The sequence below is a fragment of the Shewanella mangrovisoli genome (assembly GCF_019457635.1).
Classification (GTDB): Bacteria; Pseudomonadota; Gammaproteobacteria; order Enterobacterales; family Shewanellaceae; genus Shewanella; species Shewanella mangrovisoli.
In genome coordinates this window covers 2,896,659-2,912,289 of the sequence record NZ_CP080412.1, presented here as the reverse complement: position 1 = coordinate 2,912,289, position 15,631 = coordinate 2,896,659, and the positions used below count along the sequence as shown (strand labels likewise).

At 46.6% G+C, this 15,631-nt stretch carries 15 protein-coding genes; 10 read left to right on the top strand and 5 right to left on the bottom strand.

The genetic code is table 11. The annotated features are described in order from the left end of the window. Positions 1-104 precede the first annotated feature (104 nt). On the bottom strand, positions 105-749 hold the full coding sequence (gene purN / locus K0H60_RS12860; protein WP_011623140.1) for a phosphoribosylglycinamide formyltransferase: 645 nt from the start codon (positions 747-749) through the stop codon (positions 105-107). After that, positions 749-1,786 (bottom strand): phosphoribosylformylglycinamidine cyclo-ligase, encoded by a 1,038-nt coding sequence (gene purM / locus K0H60_RS12855; RefSeq protein ID WP_220053342.1) that lies wholly within the window; start codon positions 1,784-1,786, stop codon positions 749-751. The genes purN and purM overlap by 1 nt, the downstream gene beginning before the upstream one ends. Before the next feature lie 327 nt (positions 1,787-2,113). On the opposite strand from purM, the gene upp reads away from it, so the two are divergent. After that, positions 2,114-2,740, top strand: coding sequence for a uracil phosphoribosyltransferase (gene upp, locus K0H60_RS12850; RefSeq protein ID WP_011717453.1), 627 nt, complete (start codon positions 2,114-2,116; stop codon positions 2,738-2,740). 203 nt (positions 2,741-2,943) lie between these two features. Continuing rightward, positions 2,944-4,350: a GGDEF domain-containing protein gene (locus K0H60_RS12845; RefSeq protein WP_220055973.1), complete on the top strand. Its 1,407-nt coding sequence runs from the start codon at positions 2,944-2,946 to the stop codon at positions 4,348-4,350. An 82-nt stretch (positions 4,351-4,432) separates the two neighbouring features. Here K0H60_RS12845 and K0H60_RS12840 read toward each other — a convergent pair whose 3' ends face one another. Further along, on the bottom strand, positions 4,433-5,752 hold the full coding sequence (locus K0H60_RS12840; RefSeq protein WP_011717451.1) for a Na+/H+ antiporter family protein: 1,320 nt from the start codon (positions 5,750-5,752) through the stop codon (positions 4,433-4,435). A gap of 370 nt (positions 5,753-6,122) precedes the next feature. Here K0H60_RS12840 and K0H60_RS12835 point away from each other — a divergent pair, with 370 nt between their 5' ends. Then, positions 6,123-6,728 carry a peroxiredoxin gene (locus K0H60_RS12835; RefSeq protein WP_011623136.1) on the top strand — a complete coding sequence of 202 codons (606 nt, stop codon included), beginning with the start codon at positions 6,123-6,125 and terminating at the stop codon, positions 6,726-6,728. A 74-nt stretch (positions 6,729-6,802) separates the two neighbouring features. On the opposite strand, the gene rnt is transcribed toward K0H60_RS12835, so the two are convergent. Beyond that, the gene (rnt, locus tag K0H60_RS12830) at positions 6,803-7,471 is read right to left on the bottom strand and encodes a ribonuclease T (RefSeq protein WP_011717450.1); all 669 of its coding nucleotides are present in this window, start codon (positions 7,469-7,471) and stop codon (positions 6,803-6,805) included. Positions 7,472-7,613: 142 nt separating this feature from the next. Between rnt and motY the strand changes: the two genes are divergently transcribed. Then, entirely contained in the window at positions 7,614-8,486 is an 873-nt protein-coding gene (motY, locus tag K0H60_RS12825; RefSeq protein ID WP_011717449.1) for a flagellar protein MotY, read from the top strand. Positions 8,487-8,633: 147 nt separating this feature from the next. Here motY and K0H60_RS12820 read toward each other — a convergent pair whose 3' ends face one another. Next, on the bottom strand, positions 8,634-9,041 hold the full coding sequence (locus K0H60_RS12820) for an Rrf2 family transcriptional regulator (RefSeq protein ID WP_220055972.1): 408 nt from the start codon (positions 9,039-9,041) through the stop codon (positions 8,634-8,636). Between the two features lie 116 nt (positions 9,042-9,157). Between K0H60_RS12820 and K0H60_RS12815 the strand changes: the two genes are divergently transcribed. The 6 genes from K0H60_RS12815 to tolA all read left to right on the top strand — a co-directional run bounded on the left by K0H60_RS12815 (position 9,158) and on the right by tolA (position 15,628). After that, the gene (locus K0H60_RS12815) at positions 9,158-10,057 is read left to right on the top strand and encodes an NAD(P)/FAD-dependent oxidoreductase (RefSeq protein WP_220055971.1); all 900 of its coding nucleotides are present in this window, start codon (positions 9,158-9,160) and stop codon (positions 10,055-10,057) included. A gap of 685 nt (positions 10,058-10,742) precedes the next feature. Further along, positions 10,743-12,923, top strand: coding sequence for a prolyl oligopeptidase family serine peptidase (locus K0H60_RS12810; protein ID WP_220055970.1), 2,181 nt, complete (start codon positions 10,743-10,745; stop codon positions 12,921-12,923). A gap of 170 nt (positions 12,924-13,093) precedes the next feature. Further along, entirely contained in the window at positions 13,094-13,495 is a 402-nt protein-coding gene (gene ybgC, locus K0H60_RS12805; protein WP_011626519.1) for a tol-pal system-associated acyl-CoA thioesterase, read from the top strand. Then, the gene (gene tolQ, locus K0H60_RS12800; RefSeq protein ID WP_011626518.1) at positions 13,485-14,171 is read left to right on the top strand and encodes a protein TolQ; all 687 of its coding nucleotides are present in this window, start codon (positions 13,485-13,487) and stop codon (positions 14,169-14,171) included. Before ybgC ends, tolQ begins: the two co-directional genes overlap by 11 nt. Next, positions 14,171-14,605, top strand: coding sequence for a protein TolR (gene tolR / locus K0H60_RS12795; protein ID WP_011623130.1), 435 nt, complete (start codon positions 14,171-14,173; stop codon positions 14,603-14,605). The genes tolQ and tolR overlap by 1 nt, the downstream gene beginning before the upstream one ends. After that, on the top strand, positions 14,606-15,628 hold the full coding sequence (tolA, locus tag K0H60_RS12790) for a cell envelope integrity protein TolA (RefSeq protein WP_011717445.1): 1,023 nt from the start codon (positions 14,606-14,608) through the stop codon (positions 15,626-15,628). Positions 15,629-15,631 lie beyond the last annotated feature (3 nt).

The following is a 15,631-nucleotide window of genomic DNA, read 5'->3' as shown; positions in this document are numbered from 1 at the left end:
TCGTTAGCTTATCTAATGCCACATTAGGCGAGAAAACAATGATTTTGTATGACAAGGCGAAAAAAAAGAGACCCTTAAGGTCTCTTTTATTCGCGAGGCAGTGTTTAATCGGGGGCGTAGCCGTTAGGTCCGATTAAGGTGCCATCGAGATAGGCTTGGCCGTCCTGCATCTTGAGGCGCTGATGGCTGAACCATTTCACCACTAAAGGATAAATCGCATGCTCTTGCTCATGGACACGAGCGGCGAGCATCTCAGCGGTATCATCCTCATAAACAGGGACTTTTGCCTGTAAAATCACTGGGCCTGCATCCAGCTCTGGGGTGACAAAATGCACACTGGCGCCATGTTCAGTGTCTTTGGCATCAATGGCGCGCTGGTGGGTGTTTAATCCGGTATATTTAGGCAGCAACGAAGGGTGGATATTGATCATGCGTCCTAAGTAACGATTCACAAAATCGTTGGTCAGAATACGCATAAATCCAGCCAACACGATCAAATCGGGTTGGTACTTTTCAATCGTTGCCATTAACCGTGCATCGTAATCAGAGCGAGATTCACCTGAATGAGCAATCACGCAGCTGGTATCAATTTCACTATGATGGGCGCGAATTAAACCGTAGGCATCGGGTTTATTACTGATCACTCCGACAACTTCGGCCTGCAGATTATCGTCACAACCGTCGATAACGGCTTGCAGGTTACTGCCATTTCCGGAAATTAATACAACTACACGACAGCTTTGGGGCATTACAGGATCTCCACTTGCTCTTCATTGCCTTCGCGAGCAGCGATAGCACCGATTAGCCAAGCTTGTTCGCCTTCGGCGGCGAGCAGTGCCAATGCGGCATCAACTTTATCGGCTGGCAGCGCAACGATCATGCCGACACCACAGTTAAAGGTGCGGTACATTTCATATTCTGCAATGTTACCGTTTTCCATTAACCAGTTGAAAACGACAGGCCATTGCCATGAATCACCTTGGATAACGGCTTTGCAGTTTTCAGGCAGTACGCGGGGGATGTTTTCCCAGAAACCGCCGCCAGTGATGTGCGCCATTGCGTGCACGTCCGATGCTTCGATCAGCTTGAGCAATGATTTAACGTAAATTTTGGTTGGTTCTAACAGATGTTGGATCAATGGCTTGCCATTGAGATCCTGTTGAGGGTCCGCTTGGCTGACTTCTAATACTTTACGAACTAATGAATAGCCATTTGAATGAGGACCGCTTGAGGCTAAGGCGATCAACGCATCACCCGCCGCCACTTTACTCCCGTCAATGATGTCGGCCTTTTCAACCACGCCCACACAGAAACCTGCGAGGTCGTAATCTTCACCTTCATACATGCCTGGCATTTCAGCGGTTTCGCCGCCGATTAACGCACAACCAGATTGGAAACAACCTTCGCCGATGCCGTTAACAACAGAGGTTGCTGTTTCTACATCGAGCTTGCCTGTTGCGTAGTAATCGAGGAAAAACAACGGCTCAGCGCCTTGAACGATCAAGTCGTTCACACACATGGCCACTAAGTCGATACCGACTGTGTCGTGTTTTTTGTAATCGATAGCTAAACGCAATTTAGTACCAACACCGTCGGTGCCTGACACTAAAACAGGTTGCTTGTATTTAGTGGGTAATTCACACAATGCGCCAAAACCACCTAAGTTGCCCATTACCTCTGGACGACGGGTACGTTTAACAGCCGCTTTAATGTTACTTACCAGTGCATTACCAGCATCAATATCAACGCCAGCGTCTTTATAGCTCAGTGGGGTAGGAGTGCTCACGGAGGATCCTCTCGGGTACATCGTTATTGGATTTTTATGCGGCGGTATTCTACCAGCTTGTGCTAGGGGTCGAAAGCCATGATTTGGATTTATCGACTTGTGGGGAGTATTTTTAGCTTCACAGGGGGATATTTCACATTTTCTATCCTGCGATTGGTCATAAAATAGTAGATCAATGGGCGTATCTTAAGCGATAGGCAATAATTCTTGGGATATTGCTCACGATTAGCTCGAATGGCAAAACTTTATGTTTTACCCAATAAACAAATCATCTAAAATCTGAAAAATTTGCCTAAGATATTTCGCGAACAACAGTAGGAGAGAAAAATGAAAGTTGTCGAGGTTAAACACCCGTTAGTGCGTCACAAAATCGGCCTGATGCGTGAAGGTGACATTAGCACTAAACGTTTCCGCGAGCTAGCCGCCGAAGTGGGCAGCTTGTTAACCTATGAAGCTACCGCAGATTTCGAAACCGAAACTGTTACGATTGAAGGCTGGAATGGTCCAGTTGAAGTGGATCAGATCAAGGGCAAAAAAGTGACTGTTGTGCCAATCCTGCGTGCGGGTTTAGGCATGATGGACGGCGTGCTTGAGCATATTCCGAGTGCGCGTATTTCGGTTGTAGGTATCTACCGCGACGAAGAAACCTTAGAGCCAGTACCATATTTTGAAAAACTGGCCAGCGACATGAACGAGCGTATCGCGCTGATCGTTGACCCCATGCTGGCAACTGGCGGCTCTATGATTGCGACTATCGACCTGCTGAAAAAACGCGGTTGTACGTCAATTAAAGCCCTAGTGTTAGTCGCCGCGCCTGAAGGGATTAAAGCCCTTGAAGCGGCTCACCCAGATGTTGAGCTGTATACTGCCGCTATCGACAGATGCTTAAACGAGAAGGGCTACATTCTGCCTGGTTTAGGCGATGCCGGTGATAAAATCTTCGGTACTAAATAGAAACGAGATGACTTAACCGTCATTAAGATTCGATAGGGGAGCTTAGGCTCCCTTTTTGTTTTTGGCGTCCGCAATACAATATTCATCGCCCCTTCCCAGTGCTTGAACTAGAGTTAACAATAAGATTTATTTCAATTTAATACTTGAACAATACAAATGTTCGTTATATTCAATTCATTTTAAGTAAGATGATCGCAGGGATTATGATTAGTACAAAACTCAGTTGGGCACTGGTTCGTCAATCCTGTTCACTGGCAACATTGATATTTGTTGTCCTGCTGCTGATCCTGCTGCCTTTTAAAATTGATAAGGAACATAAGGCCTTCGTTCATTTCCTGAGGGCAAAACACACTGTGCCAAGTTATGTGGAGCTGCTAGGAAAAGGATTGTCGTTACACGATATTATTGATTTTGATAGCGCGCTGCTTGCGCCCTTTAAGCTCGACCCTTCGCGCTTATTATTGCCTCTAGGGAGTTATTTGCTGCCGGAGGAAGAGCAAATCATTCGTTATTTTGATTACCTCTATTCGAGTCGCAAGAATGCGGTTCGCGGGGCTTTTGTCTATATCGGCTTATATAAAAGCAATGCCTTGTATGTTGCATCCCCAATTCCGGAAGAAGTGAAAAACCGATTAATTCACGATCATATTTTGACCAATGAGTTCTGTCAGCGGCTGCATTATTGCAGTAAGGACGCGTCGGCGGAGTCCTTGGCGGACGGTATCGTGTTATCGATTCCTTACGTCGATGAAATTACAGGAAATGTTATTTTCTCTATGGCGGCGCCGATTTCATCTTCCCACGATCCTGCGCATATGTGGGGGGATGTGATTGCCGATACGGCATTTATGGCATCGGGATTTATGCGGGGTAAAGGCTATGAGTCGGTGATGACTCCTTATGGCACAGATATAGTGATCACTGGCGATAGCCTCTGGACGCGTATTACGCCAGAGTTCTTGTTTTATCCCATGAGTAATCATCTGGATAACCTCACCACATTAACCTACAAAGTCAGTGTATTACGCTTTGTGGTTCAGTATGTTCCCTTATGGTTCTTGTTGTGCGTGTTAACTGTTATCTTCCAACTCAGATATATGCGCCTTAAACAGCTGCGAGCAGAACGTCAACGGTTCGGCGAGGCGATGCTGCAGGATCCTTTTACTAAAACCTACAATAAGAAGATCTATGAGACGCTGACATTTAAGGCGGCGACCGAGGGACTGTATGCGGTGATCTGTATCGATGGCGATAAAATCAAAACCATCAATGACACCTACGGACATAAACTGGGCGATATGGCGATTCTGCAAATTGTTGAAGCCATGCGGGCGGTATTTCGGGAGAATGACTTGTTTATCCGCACTGGTGGGGACGAATTTGTGGTGATCCTCAGTAATTGCTCCCAGGATAAAGCGTTACAACTTGCTCATAAGCTTAAAGAGAATGTTGAGCAGCGCCAGTTCTTAAGCATGCTAACGGTATCGTGCGGGGTGGCAGATTCGAGCGGCTATCCATCCTTTGACTCAGTGTTACAGGCGGCGGATAAGGCTTTATACGTGGATAAGGCCAAAAAGGGTGGGCATGTGTCCGATAATAGCCTGCGCTGAGTTCCTTTTACTGAGCTAGCTAGACATTAAAAATTAGGCATAAAAAAGCGTGGTCTTGCCACGCTTTTTATTGCTATCAGTCCTAGAGCACCATGGCGGCAATCCAACCAAAGACCAGTAAAGGGATATTGTAATGGATAAAGGTTGGGATCACGCTGTCGCGAATATGGTCGTGCTGACCATCGGCATTTAAACCCGAGGTCGGGCCCAATGTTGAGTCAGATGCTGGTGAGCCAGCATCGCCCAAGGCCGCAGCGGTGCCGACTAACGCGATAGTTGCAGGCACTGAAAAACCAAAGCTTAAGGCTAAGGGCACGTAAATCGTCGCGATAATCGGAATGGTCGAGAAGGACGAGCCAATGCCCATAGTGATCAAAAGGCCGACCAGTAACATCAAAAAGGCGGCGAGGGCTTTATTGTCGCCAATCAATGAGCTCAATGACGAGACAAGTGTGCCGACTTCGCCGGTTTCTTTGACTACCGCAGCAAAACCTGCGGCGGAGATCATGATAAAGCCGATATTGGCCATCATGCGCACGCCTTGAGTGAAAATATCTTGATCGGCAACGTGCTTGAGCGCGCCCGAAAAACTGAAGATCATAAAGCCGACTAAGGCGCCGAAGATCATCGAATCGGTTTCAAGTTGCACAAACAATGTCGCCAGAATCGCAAACGCGGCGATTACGATATTGCGTTTATTGAGGCTTTCTTCAGGTTCGGCAGTCAGTACCTTAGCTTCATCGTATACCCTAGGTTTGCGGTAACTGAAAAATACTGCGATCAACAAGCCAACCACCATACCGGCGGCGGGGATCAGCATAGCGGGGGGAATTTGATCGCGTACGGCGACCAATCCATTGCCCGTCAGGTTTGAGAGCAAAATATCATTCAAGAAAATCCCACCAAAGCCCACGGGTAAAATCATATAGGTGGTCACAAGGCCAAAGGTCAGCACGCAGGCGACCAGACGGCGGTCGATATTCAGCTTGGTCATCACATGTAGCAGCGGCGGCACGAGGATTGGAATAAAGGCAATATGGATCGGCAGAATATTTTGCGATGCCATCGACATAGCGAGCAGGGATAACAACAATAACCAGCGGACCCAGTTGGTGTTGGTAGCATTGGGATCTTTGCCAAGGCTTTTAATGATGGAGTTGGAGATCAGTGTCGTTAAGCCCGAATGGGATAGTGCCACGGCAAACGCACCAAGTAAGGCATAACTGAGGGCGATTTGTGCGCCGCCACCTAATCCCGTATTGAAGGCATCAATCGTTTGATGCAGATCCATTCCCCCGACCAAACCGGCAACGAGGGCACTGATAGTGAGTGCAATCACCACATTCACCCTCGCTAAACTGAGGGCTAACATTAAACACACTGCAATAACGACTGCATTCATAGACAATATCTTAATTCTGTAAACCAAAGGGACTATTTTTGACTGCAAAGGCCGTGTCTGTCCAGTTTACGGCGGCTTAATCTGAAAAATATCTGAAAATGTGAATTGGGTGGGTTTTTACTGTTAGACGAATGTGTTCTCGAACGCTTACCACACGTCCAGATTGCTCTATCCTTAAACAGTAGTGTCAAAATGCCCTTGAAAAATGTGATATTGGTCTTAAATAGGTTGTAAGGCAAAACGCACGACTTATAATGCCTAAAGATTTGATTGGTAAGCTCCCTCAAAGACACTCGCGCAAATCGGTGCAAGCGTGTTTAAGGGATGTTTTACTTTAATAGTTAGTTCAACTCATAGATGGAGATATAAAATGAGCGTATTAGTAGGCCGTCCGGCTCCTGATTTTACTGCTGCAGCTGTATTAGGTTCTGGCGAAATCGTAGATAGCTTTAACTTAACTGCGGCCATCAAAGGTAAGCCAGCGGTTGTATTTTTCTATCCACTTGACTTCACTTTCGTTTGTCCATCAGAGTTGATCGCTTTCGATCACCGCATGGAAGAGTTCACTAAGCGTGGTGTTGAAGTGATCGGTGTGTCTATCGATTCTCAATTCACTCACAACGCATGGCGCAACACCCCAGTAGAAAAAGGTGGTATCGGCCAAGTGAAATACACTTTAGTTGCTGACGTTAAACACGACATCTGTAAAGCATACGATGTTGAGCACCCAGAAGCTGGCGTGGCTTTCCGTGGTTCATTCCTGATCGACAAAGAAGGTATGGTACGTCACCAAGTCGTTAACGATCTGCCATTAGGCCGTAACGTTGACGAAATGCTGCGCATGATCGACGCTCTGCAATTCCACGAAGAGCACGGTGATGTATGCCCAGCGGGTTGGGAAAAAGGCGACAAAGGTATGAACGCAAGCACTGAAGGTGTTGCGGCTTACTTAGCAGAAAACGCAAGCTCTCTGTAATTTGCGGATTTTCGCGTAATAAAAAAGCTGCCCTAAGGCAGCTTTTTTATTGGGTGGTCGATAAGCATTAACGCTTATTCCTCACCATCTGCATCCTCTGATTCACCCGCGGCTAATAATGGCCAACCACCTAACTGCTTCCAGCGGTTAACGATATGGCAAAACAGCTCTGCGGTGCGCTCGGTATCGTAAAGTGCTGAGTGAGCCTCTTTATTATCGAAGGGGATCCCCGCCATGATGCAGGCTTTGGCCAGCACGGTATGGCCAATCGCTAAGCCTGCGAGTGTTGCAGTATCAAAGGTGGCAAAAGGGTGGAAGGGGGAGCGTTTTAAGTCACAGCGCTCAATCGCTTTACTCACAAAGCCATGATCGAAGGCGGCATTGTGCGCCACGATAATACTGCGGTGACAATCGGAGGCCTTCTGCGCCTTTTTAACGGCTTTAAAAATCTCTAAGAAGGCTTCTTTTTCGCTTACGGCGCCGCGTAATGGATTGGTGGGATCAATACCATTAAAGGCCAGCGCCTCGGGTTCTAAGTTGGCGCCTTCAAAGGGCTCAATATTGAAATGCAGGGTTTTATCAATGCCGAGCAAGCCTTCATCATCCATTTTTAACAGCGTGACGGCTATTTCCAGCAACGCATCGGTTTGAGAGTTGAAGCCCGCGGTTTCGACATCTATCACTACCGGAAAGTAGCCTCGAAATCGGTGTTTCAATTTGTTTGCGTCACTAATATCGCTCATTAAAGTACCCAAGAAAAATGATAGGGCGCTATTATGCTAAATGTACTAGGATGTGTCATGTTTGATTGGTGGTTTTATGAGCTAAAGGAACTAAAAAGTTTGCCGATAAAACTTCGTAACCGAATAAACACGAGTAAGGGCTATGTGGCGAAAACTGATATTAGTATCAATTTTATGCGTTCCAGCAACTGCAATGGCAGAGTTGCGCCACTATGTGGCCTCTTTGGGCGAATCCCAATGGCGAGTCAGTCAAAACAGCCCCATCGTATGCCGTCTTGAGCATGATATTCCATCTTACGGTAAGGCGATTTTCACCAGCGAAGCGGGTAAACAGTTAAACCTTAACTTTACCTTGGACATGTGGGTGAAACCGGACCAAGTTACACAGGCGACCTTGATGAGCCGCGCCCCGCAGTGGCGTCCTGGCGTAGTATCGAAAGAAATCACTTCATTACGTTACCAAAAGTATTTTAATGGTGAAGTGCCAAAACGTGCCGCTTGGTCGATGTTGAGCGAACTGAGCCGTGGCATGGAGCCGACCTTTTATTACGCCGATTGGTATAACGAATCGAATAAAATTGCGGTAGGGCTGTCGGCGGCGAACTTTGGCCGTAAATATGCTGAGTTTAAGTCGTGCCTATCGCATTTATTGCCTTACAGTTTCGAGGATATTGCCTTCACCGTACTTAACTATGAAGAGGGCGGAACCGATTTAACCCGTTTCTCACAGCAGCAGCTTTCGCGTATTCAAGAATACTTATCCTATGATCCGGATGTGGAGCTGGTGTTAGTCGATGCCTATACCGACAGTTACGGTGGCCGCTCCGTTAACCAAAAAGTCTCGGATAAGCGCGCTGAATCGGTAAAAGATTTCTTTGTCGCCAGTGGTATTCCTCAGGATAGGATTGTCACTGTTGGCCATGGTGAGCGTCGTCATGTGGCGTCGAATGACGATATTGAGGAGCGAGCACTCAACCGCCGCGTGGTTATCCGGATCAGTAAGCCGCTGATGTGAGTTATCGTCTTTAAAAGTTAATGCCCGTAAATTATCGCTTATAAGATAGTGTTACGCCTAGTTCTAATTCGTTACAAGCAGCAATGCCAAGCTTCGGACTTGGCATTGTTAGTTTCTTTCTTCTCAAAGTTTATGCGCTCATTATACCTATTGAGTAAACGCCAATTTATCTAAGGTGATCTCACCAAATCGTTGCAGTAACAATGACTCGGCTTCTTGCATCACGTCCTTTAATGCGTCGTTGACGGCTATTTCAATAGGGCAGTTATTGTGTTCATCAGTCAGGCCAATCGTAAACAAGGCACTGTCTCCTAGTGCTTGATGAATTTCCAGCAGAGTGATCTTGGCAAGTGGTTTTGCCAAAGCCCAGCCGCCAGCATGCCCTTTACTTGAGGTGACATAACCTTGATCTCGCAGTAGCGCCATTGTTCGGCGAACCACCACGGGGTTAGTTCCAATCATTTCGGCCATTTTTTCGGAAGTGAGTTGCGTTGTAAATGCATCTAAATGCACAAGAATGTGTAATACACGCGATAATCGACTGTCTTTTCTCATACAACACCTATTGCTATTTCGTCGAAGCATATCATGAAACTTTTGAAGTTACATGTATTGATTCTCACAATATCATCATGTAACAATAAAAGTTACACAAATGAAAGGGGTGATTTATGCAAGTCGAAATTGTCATTATTGGTGGTAGTTTTGCTGGGTTAGCAGCCGCTTTGCAATTAGCAAGGGCGCAGCGAAAGGTTGTGGTCATTGATGCTAATCAACCACGGAATAGGTTTGCCCATGCCTCACATGGGGTGTTTGGCCTAGATGGTAAAACGCCAGCGGAAATAAGAACGACTGTCCTTGCACAGTTGGAGCAGTATCCAAGTTTTTCGTTGCAGGAAACGCAAGCCATTGGTGTCGAACAAACACAAACGGGTTATGCGGTCTTAACGGCTGACGGTATGAATATTCGCTGTCAGAGGTTGATTTTAGCTATGGGTATTCAAGATACATTGCCAAATATTGAGGGAGTAGCGACATATTGGGGGAAAGCCGTTGCTCACTGTCCTTATTGCCATGGTTATGAATTGCGGGGTAAATCCTTGGGGGTTCTGGCAAGTAGTGAATTAGCCATGCATCAAGCCCTTATGCTGCCTGATTGGGGACCGACGACATTATTTACGCAACAAGCCTTTGTTCCCAACGATGGCGAACGACATACCCTTGCCAAACGGCAAGTACAAATTGAAACCACCCCGATAGTTTCAGTGCATGGTGATGGTGAATTGCTCACCCACGTGGTACTCGCAGATGGACGCACGGTTACATTACAAGGTTTATTTGTTGCGCCGCAAATCCAGTTGCCAACGCCTCTGATTGAGATGTTAGGTTTAGCGCTTGAAGCGGGCCCACTTGGTAATATTGTTAAAGTGGATGCGCAGAAGGAAAGTTCTTTGTCTGGAGTATTTGTTGCAGGTGATCTATCCAACCAGATGCAAAGTGCAACACTTGCCATCGCTTCGGGAACTATGGCGGGAATAGCGGTTCACCGTAGCCTTATTTTTACTTCCTAACTGACAAGTGCTATAGACGCACGTTAATCCGATTATTAATAGCGTCTCACAGTGGATAACTATTTGTCATGGTTTGCTGTAGTGGGACTTAGGCTGGTACGGTTGCTTGCCATATGGCTTGTATCGCGTGTGGTTCTCGGAGATTTTTATGTAACAAAAAACGACTGAAAATCGCTAGAATTTCGCGGTGTGTTTGAATCGAGATAAAAAAAAGCCCGCTTAAACTAAGCGGGCCGCAAAAAATGCATTTGCAATCAACAAATTGAAGGAAGGAAGTCAAGCATAAGAACCAGGGATGAACTGACATCTTAAAAAGACACCAGTTTAAAAGTTCTTTGTTTTCCATATCCGCTAGCGGATATCTCCTGAAAACAAGCACATTCTAGTGCGTCCCTAGGGCTCAAGCAAACGAGAAAAATTGCCTAGACACATTAGCAAAACTAATGACTGATTAAGTGATCTGGCTCACTTAAGTCACTATTTAGCTTGATTAACAACTTGTCAGTCAGAATTAATGCATAAAAATACACTTCAATAAACTCATCATTGCTACCACTTTGTTAAATCTTGCCTCTTAGCGAGAAAACCTCATCTTTTACTGCGGCATTGCCATGAAAAATTTTGCTTGTATAGTACTTGCTGCAAAAGAGCGTTAAGCCGGACATCACCAAAAGGACGATAAAAGATGGCATTAAGATTTCGCCTTGCCCAGCAAGGTTTATTAGTGGCCACATTGGGTATGGCGTTGGCCGCCTGCCAGAGTGGTAATACGCCAGAAGAGGCCGCACAGCAGGTCAGCGCCAACAAATTGGTTTACCCTGAAACCCGAAAAGACAACTTAGTCGAGACTATTCACGGTGTTGCAGTGGCGGATCCTTACCGTCACCTTGAAGAAAACACGCCAGAAACCGAAAGTTGGGTCAAAGAACAACAGGCCTTTGGTCAAGCATACTTGGCGAAGATCCCCAACAAACAAGCCGTGGTTGACCGTATCACAGAGCTGTGGAACTACGAGAAAATCTCAGCTCCTTTCGAGAATGGCGATAACCAGTTTTATTACCGTAACGATGGTTTACAAGCGCAATCGGTGCTCTATGTAAAAGGCAAAGACGGCGTTGAGAAACCTGTACTGGATCCAAATAGTTTTTCAGCCGATGGAACTGTGGCGCTTTCCGGCGTATCAGTCAGTAATGACGGCAAGATTTTAGCTTATGGTGTGTCTAAGTCAGGCTCTGACTGGCAGCAGTGGCAGTTTATCGATATTGCCACGGGTAAAAAGCTTAAAGATGAACTCAACTGGATTAAATTCTCCAGCGCGGTGTGGGATAAGGAAAACCAAGGTGTTTTCTATGCCCGTTACGATGCGCCAGCGGGTGGTGATTTACTGGCCGATGTGAATTTTAATCAAAAAGTGTATTACCACAAATTAGGCACAGATCAGCGCCAAGATTTATTGATTTACGAACGCCCACAAAATAAAGATTGGGGCTTCGGCATCGATGTGTCTGAGCAGGGCGAATATTTACTGTTGTCAATTTCCCAAGGCACAGACAAACGTAATCGTTTCTTCTATAAATCACTGTTTGAACCTAAAGCGCAGGTGGTGGAATTAATCCTTAACCTCGAAGCGGAATATGAGTTTTTAGGTAATGATGGCGCCGTATTTTATTTCAAGACCGATTTAGATGCGCCAAACGGTAAAGTGATTGCCATCGATACCCGTAATAGTGATAAATCCCAGTGGCAAACCATTATTCCAGAATCGAAAGATCCTATTAATAAAGTGGCCATTATTAATGACCATTTAGTCGTGAGTTATTTGCACGATGTATTGGGACAGTTATCGATTTTCAGCATGGGCGGACAAAAGCGTCAAGATGTCACTTTACCTGGTAAAGGTAATGTCGCCGGACCTTTCGGCAAGGCGAGCAAAGACTATTTCTACTATGTCTTTAACAGCTATATTCAACCCGAAACCACCTATAAGTTCGATTTTAAAACGGCAGAGTCGACAGTGGTCGCTAAGCCGCAGGTGTCGTTCAATCCCGATGACTATGTGTCTGAGCAAGTATTTTACACCAGCAAGGACGGTACTCGCGTCCCTATGATGGTGTCCTACAAGAAGGGGCTGGTGAAGAATGGTCAAAACCCAACGCTACTCTATGCCTATGGTGGTTTTGCGATTTCAATGACTCCGCGTTTTAGTCCTGCCAACATCGCTTGGTTAGATATGGGCGGCATTTACGCCGTACCAAGTTTGCGTGGCGGCGCGGATTACGGTGAAAGCTGGCACCAAGCAGGGATGTTCGATAAGAAGCAAAATGTGTTTGATGACTATTTTGCGGCGGCCGAATACCTAATCAACGAAAAATATACTAACAGCACTAAGTTAGGTGCTTATGGTCGCAGTAACGGTGGTTTGTTGATGGGCGCTGCTGTCACTCAACGCCCTGAACTGTTTGCCGCTGTGTTACCGGCCGTGGGTGTGCTGGATATGCTGCGCTTCCATAAGTTCACCATTGGCTGGGCTTGGACCAGTGAATACGGCAGTGCTGACAACGCTGAACAATTCCCTGCGTTATTGGCTTACTCGCCATACCACAACGTTAAAGCGCAGGCCTATCCTGCGACTATGGTGATGACGGCCGATCACGATGACCGCGTGGTACCGCTACACAGCTTTAAGTTTGCCGCCATGATGCAAGAGAAGCAGCAGGGCGATAAACCCGTCATTATGCGCATTGAGTCCAATGCAGGGCACGGTGCGGGCAAACCGACGGCGATGAAGATCGACGAGTTTGCCGACATTTACAGCTTCCTGTGGCAAAGCTTCGGGCTGACATTGCCGCAAACCCTCGCAAAATAGCGAACTATGTTAATGAAATGGGGTCGTTTGACCCCATTGTTATTTACAAATCCCTCAATTGCGCTGAAACCCGCGCTATCCCTATCTATATCTTCGTCGGGTCATTCACAAGTCTTGTTTCCCTAGGTATAGTAAGCGTCAATTTTTCAACCAAAATTTGCTGATTTCAAATGACGTTTAATTGGCCCATTTCAGTCTATTACGAAGACACCGACGCAGGCGGCGTTGTCTATCATTCGAACTATCTCAATTTTTTTGAGCGGGCGCGAACCGAGTGGTTAAGAGCCTTAGGGGTAAGCCAGACTGCACTGTTAGCCGATGATACGGCGTTTGTGGTTAAGCGGGCGGAATTGGATTTTAAAAAAGCCGCGCGTTTTGAACAGAACCTTATTGTAGAAACTAAGGTCATAGAGTTGAAAAAGGCCTCGTTGGTATTTCATCAACGTTTGGTTGATCATCAGGGAGACTGTTATTGTGAAGGTACAGTGCTAGTGGCCTGTGTTGCCTTATCACGAATGCGGCCCCGAGCTATTCCCTTAAATATTGTGCAGGAGTTTGACAGTGCAAGCTGATATGTCGATTGTTGGGTTATTTTTACAAGCCAGTTTATTAGTGAAATTTGTGATGTTCACCTTACTTTGCTTGTCTGTAATGTCTTGGACGGTGATTTTACAACGCCGTAGCTTATTGACATCTGCAAAAAGTAAATCGGCAAAATTTGAAGATAAATTTTGGTCAGGCGTTGATTTAAATCGTCTGTATAAAGAATTATCGGCTCGTCCAGATAATACTGGCTTAGAGTCATTATTTGTGACGGGTTTTAAAGAATATTCACGTCTAAATAAATTAAATAGCAAAGTGCCCGATGCGGTGATGGATGGGACTTCACGTGCCATGCGCGTTACCTTATCCCGTGAATTAGAAAAGTTAGAGGCCAACTTACCTTTATTGGCAACCATTGGTTCGACTAGCCCTTATATCGGTTTGTTTGGTACGGTATGGGGTATTATGAATTCATTTATCGCTATCGGCTCAATGGAGAACGCGACGCTCGCCATGGTGGCACCAGGTATTGCAGAAGCACTGATCGCAACTGCAATGGGTCTATTTGCGGCAATCCCAGCTGTTATCGCTTACAACCGTTTTGCCACCCAAGTTGAAAAACTGGAAATCGGTTACGCTAACTTTATGGAAGAGTTCTCTAGCATCCTGCATCGCCAAGCGTACAGTGAGAAGGAAGGCGTATAATGCAAGTCGGTTATCAGCGTAAACGTCGTCGCCCCGTTGCCGAAATCAACGTGGTGCCTTATATCGACGTCATGCTCGTGCTGCTGATTATTTTCATGGTAACAGCGCCGATTGTGACCCAAGGGGTGAAAGTGGAGCTGCCGCAAGGTGCCGCCGAAGTGCTGCCTGCGGACAGTAAGCCGCCAGTAGTAGCGTCTATCGATGCCGACGGCGCTTATTTCCTTAATCAGGGCGGTTCCAATAACGAAGAGATGGAATTGGATGAGTTAGCCACCGCCGTTGCGGCGATCATGGTGACTGAGCCTGAGCGCCCAGTGGTGGTGAAAGCCGATAGAAATATTCCTTACGATAACGTGATCCAATTGATGGTGACCCTGCAGCAGGCAGGCGTTCCCTCAGTCGGTTTGATGACGGATTCACCCAAGGAGAAATAGGTGGCGGATAATTCAAATGTTGCATTACCTCTGTCGATTTCAGCAGGTATTCATATTGGCGTGATAATTATTCTGGCTATTGGCATAGATTTCACCCATAAACCTGAACCTGTGCAACAAGTTAGCGCCCCTGCAGTAAAAGCTGTTATGGTTGATCAGCAAAAAGTGGCTAATCAAGTTGAAAAGCTTAAGCAGGAAAAGCGCGATGCCGAGCGCCGCGAACGTGAGCGCCAAGCCGAACTTGAGCGCAAAGCACAGGAAGCAAAGCAAGCCCGTGAGCGTGAACAGGCACAGTTGAAGAAACTGGCGGAAGAACGTAAGCAGCAGGAAATTGAGACCCAAAAGGCCAATGATGCCGCGAAAGCCGCGCAGGTGAAGCAGCAACAGGAAAAGGAAAAAGCGCAGAAAGCTGAAGCCGACCGCAAGCAGAAGGAGCAGGAACGTAAACTTGCTGAAGATGCAGCTCAAAAAGCGGCGGAAAAACGCAAAGTAGAAGAAGCTGCAGCCGCGAAAGCCGAGGCTGACCGTAAGCAGAAGGAAGCCGAAGCCAAGGCGAAAGCAGAAGCTGACGCTAAGGCCAAAGCGGAGGCAAAAGCCAAGGCCGATGCTGAAGCGAAAGCAAAAGCCGAAGCTAAGGCAAAAGCGGATGCTGAAGCCAAGGCGCGTGCCCAGCAAGAGCAGGAAATGGCCGATGCGTTAGCCGCCGAGCAGGCTGCGTTATCGCAAACCATGAATAAGCAAATGCAAACGGAAGTGGGTAAATACACCGCGATGATTAAATCGACGATTCAACGTAACCTAGTGGTTGACGAGTCGATGCGCGGTAAAACCTGTACTGTTTCTGTGCGTTTAGCCAATGATGGTTTTGTGATCAGCAGTCAGACGCAGGGGGGCGATCCTAATGTGTGCCGTGCAGCAAAAGCGGCGATCTTAAAAGCGGGCAAGTTACCAGTGTCTCCGGATCCTGCGGTTTATAACTTGATGAAAGAAATTAACTTAATCGTTGAACCAACGTTTAATTAAAGG

What these genes read in the sequence shown, in the direction of transcription:
- purN (WP_011623140.1), bottom strand. Translation starts at nt 749, where the DNA reads ATGCCCCAAAGCTGTCGTGTAGTTGTATTAATTTCCGGAAATGGCAGT.
- upp (WP_011717453.1), top strand. Translation starts at nt 2,114, where the DNA reads ATGAAAGTTGTCGAGGTTAAACACCCGTTAGTGCGTCACAAAATCGGC.
- K0H60_RS12845 (WP_220055973.1), top strand. Translation starts at nt 2,944, where the DNA reads ATGATTAGTACAAAACTCAGTTGGGCACTGGTTCGTCAATCCTGTTCA.
- K0H60_RS12840 (WP_011717451.1), bottom strand. Translation starts at nt 5,752, where the DNA reads ATGAATGCAGTCGTTATTGCAGTGTGTTTAATGTTAGCCCTCAGTTTA.
- K0H60_RS12835 (WP_011623136.1), top strand. Translation starts at nt 6,123, where the DNA reads ATGAGCGTATTAGTAGGCCGTCCGGCTCCTGATTTTACTGCTGCAGCT.
- rnt (WP_011717450.1), bottom strand. Translation starts at nt 7,471, where the DNA reads ATGAGCGATATTAGTGACGCAAACAAATTGAAACACCGATTTCGAGGC.
- motY (WP_011717449.1), top strand. Translation starts at nt 7,614, where the DNA reads ATGTGGCGAAAACTGATATTAGTATCAATTTTATGCGTTCCAGCAACT.
- K0H60_RS12820 (WP_220055972.1), bottom strand. Translation starts at nt 9,041, where the DNA reads ATGAGAAAAGACAGTCGATTATCGCGTGTATTACACATTCTTGTGCAT.
- K0H60_RS12815 (WP_220055971.1), top strand. Translation starts at nt 9,158, where the DNA reads ATGCAAGTCGAAATTGTCATTATTGGTGGTAGTTTTGCTGGGTTAGCA.
- K0H60_RS12810 (WP_220055970.1), top strand. Translation starts at nt 10,743, where the DNA reads ATGGCATTAAGATTTCGCCTTGCCCAGCAAGGTTTATTAGTGGCCACA.
- ybgC (WP_011626519.1), top strand. Translation starts at nt 13,094, where the DNA reads ATGACGTTTAATTGGCCCATTTCAGTCTATTACGAAGACACCGACGCA.
- tolR (WP_011623130.1), top strand. Translation starts at nt 14,171, where the DNA reads ATGCAAGTCGGTTATCAGCGTAAACGTCGTCGCCCCGTTGCCGAAATC.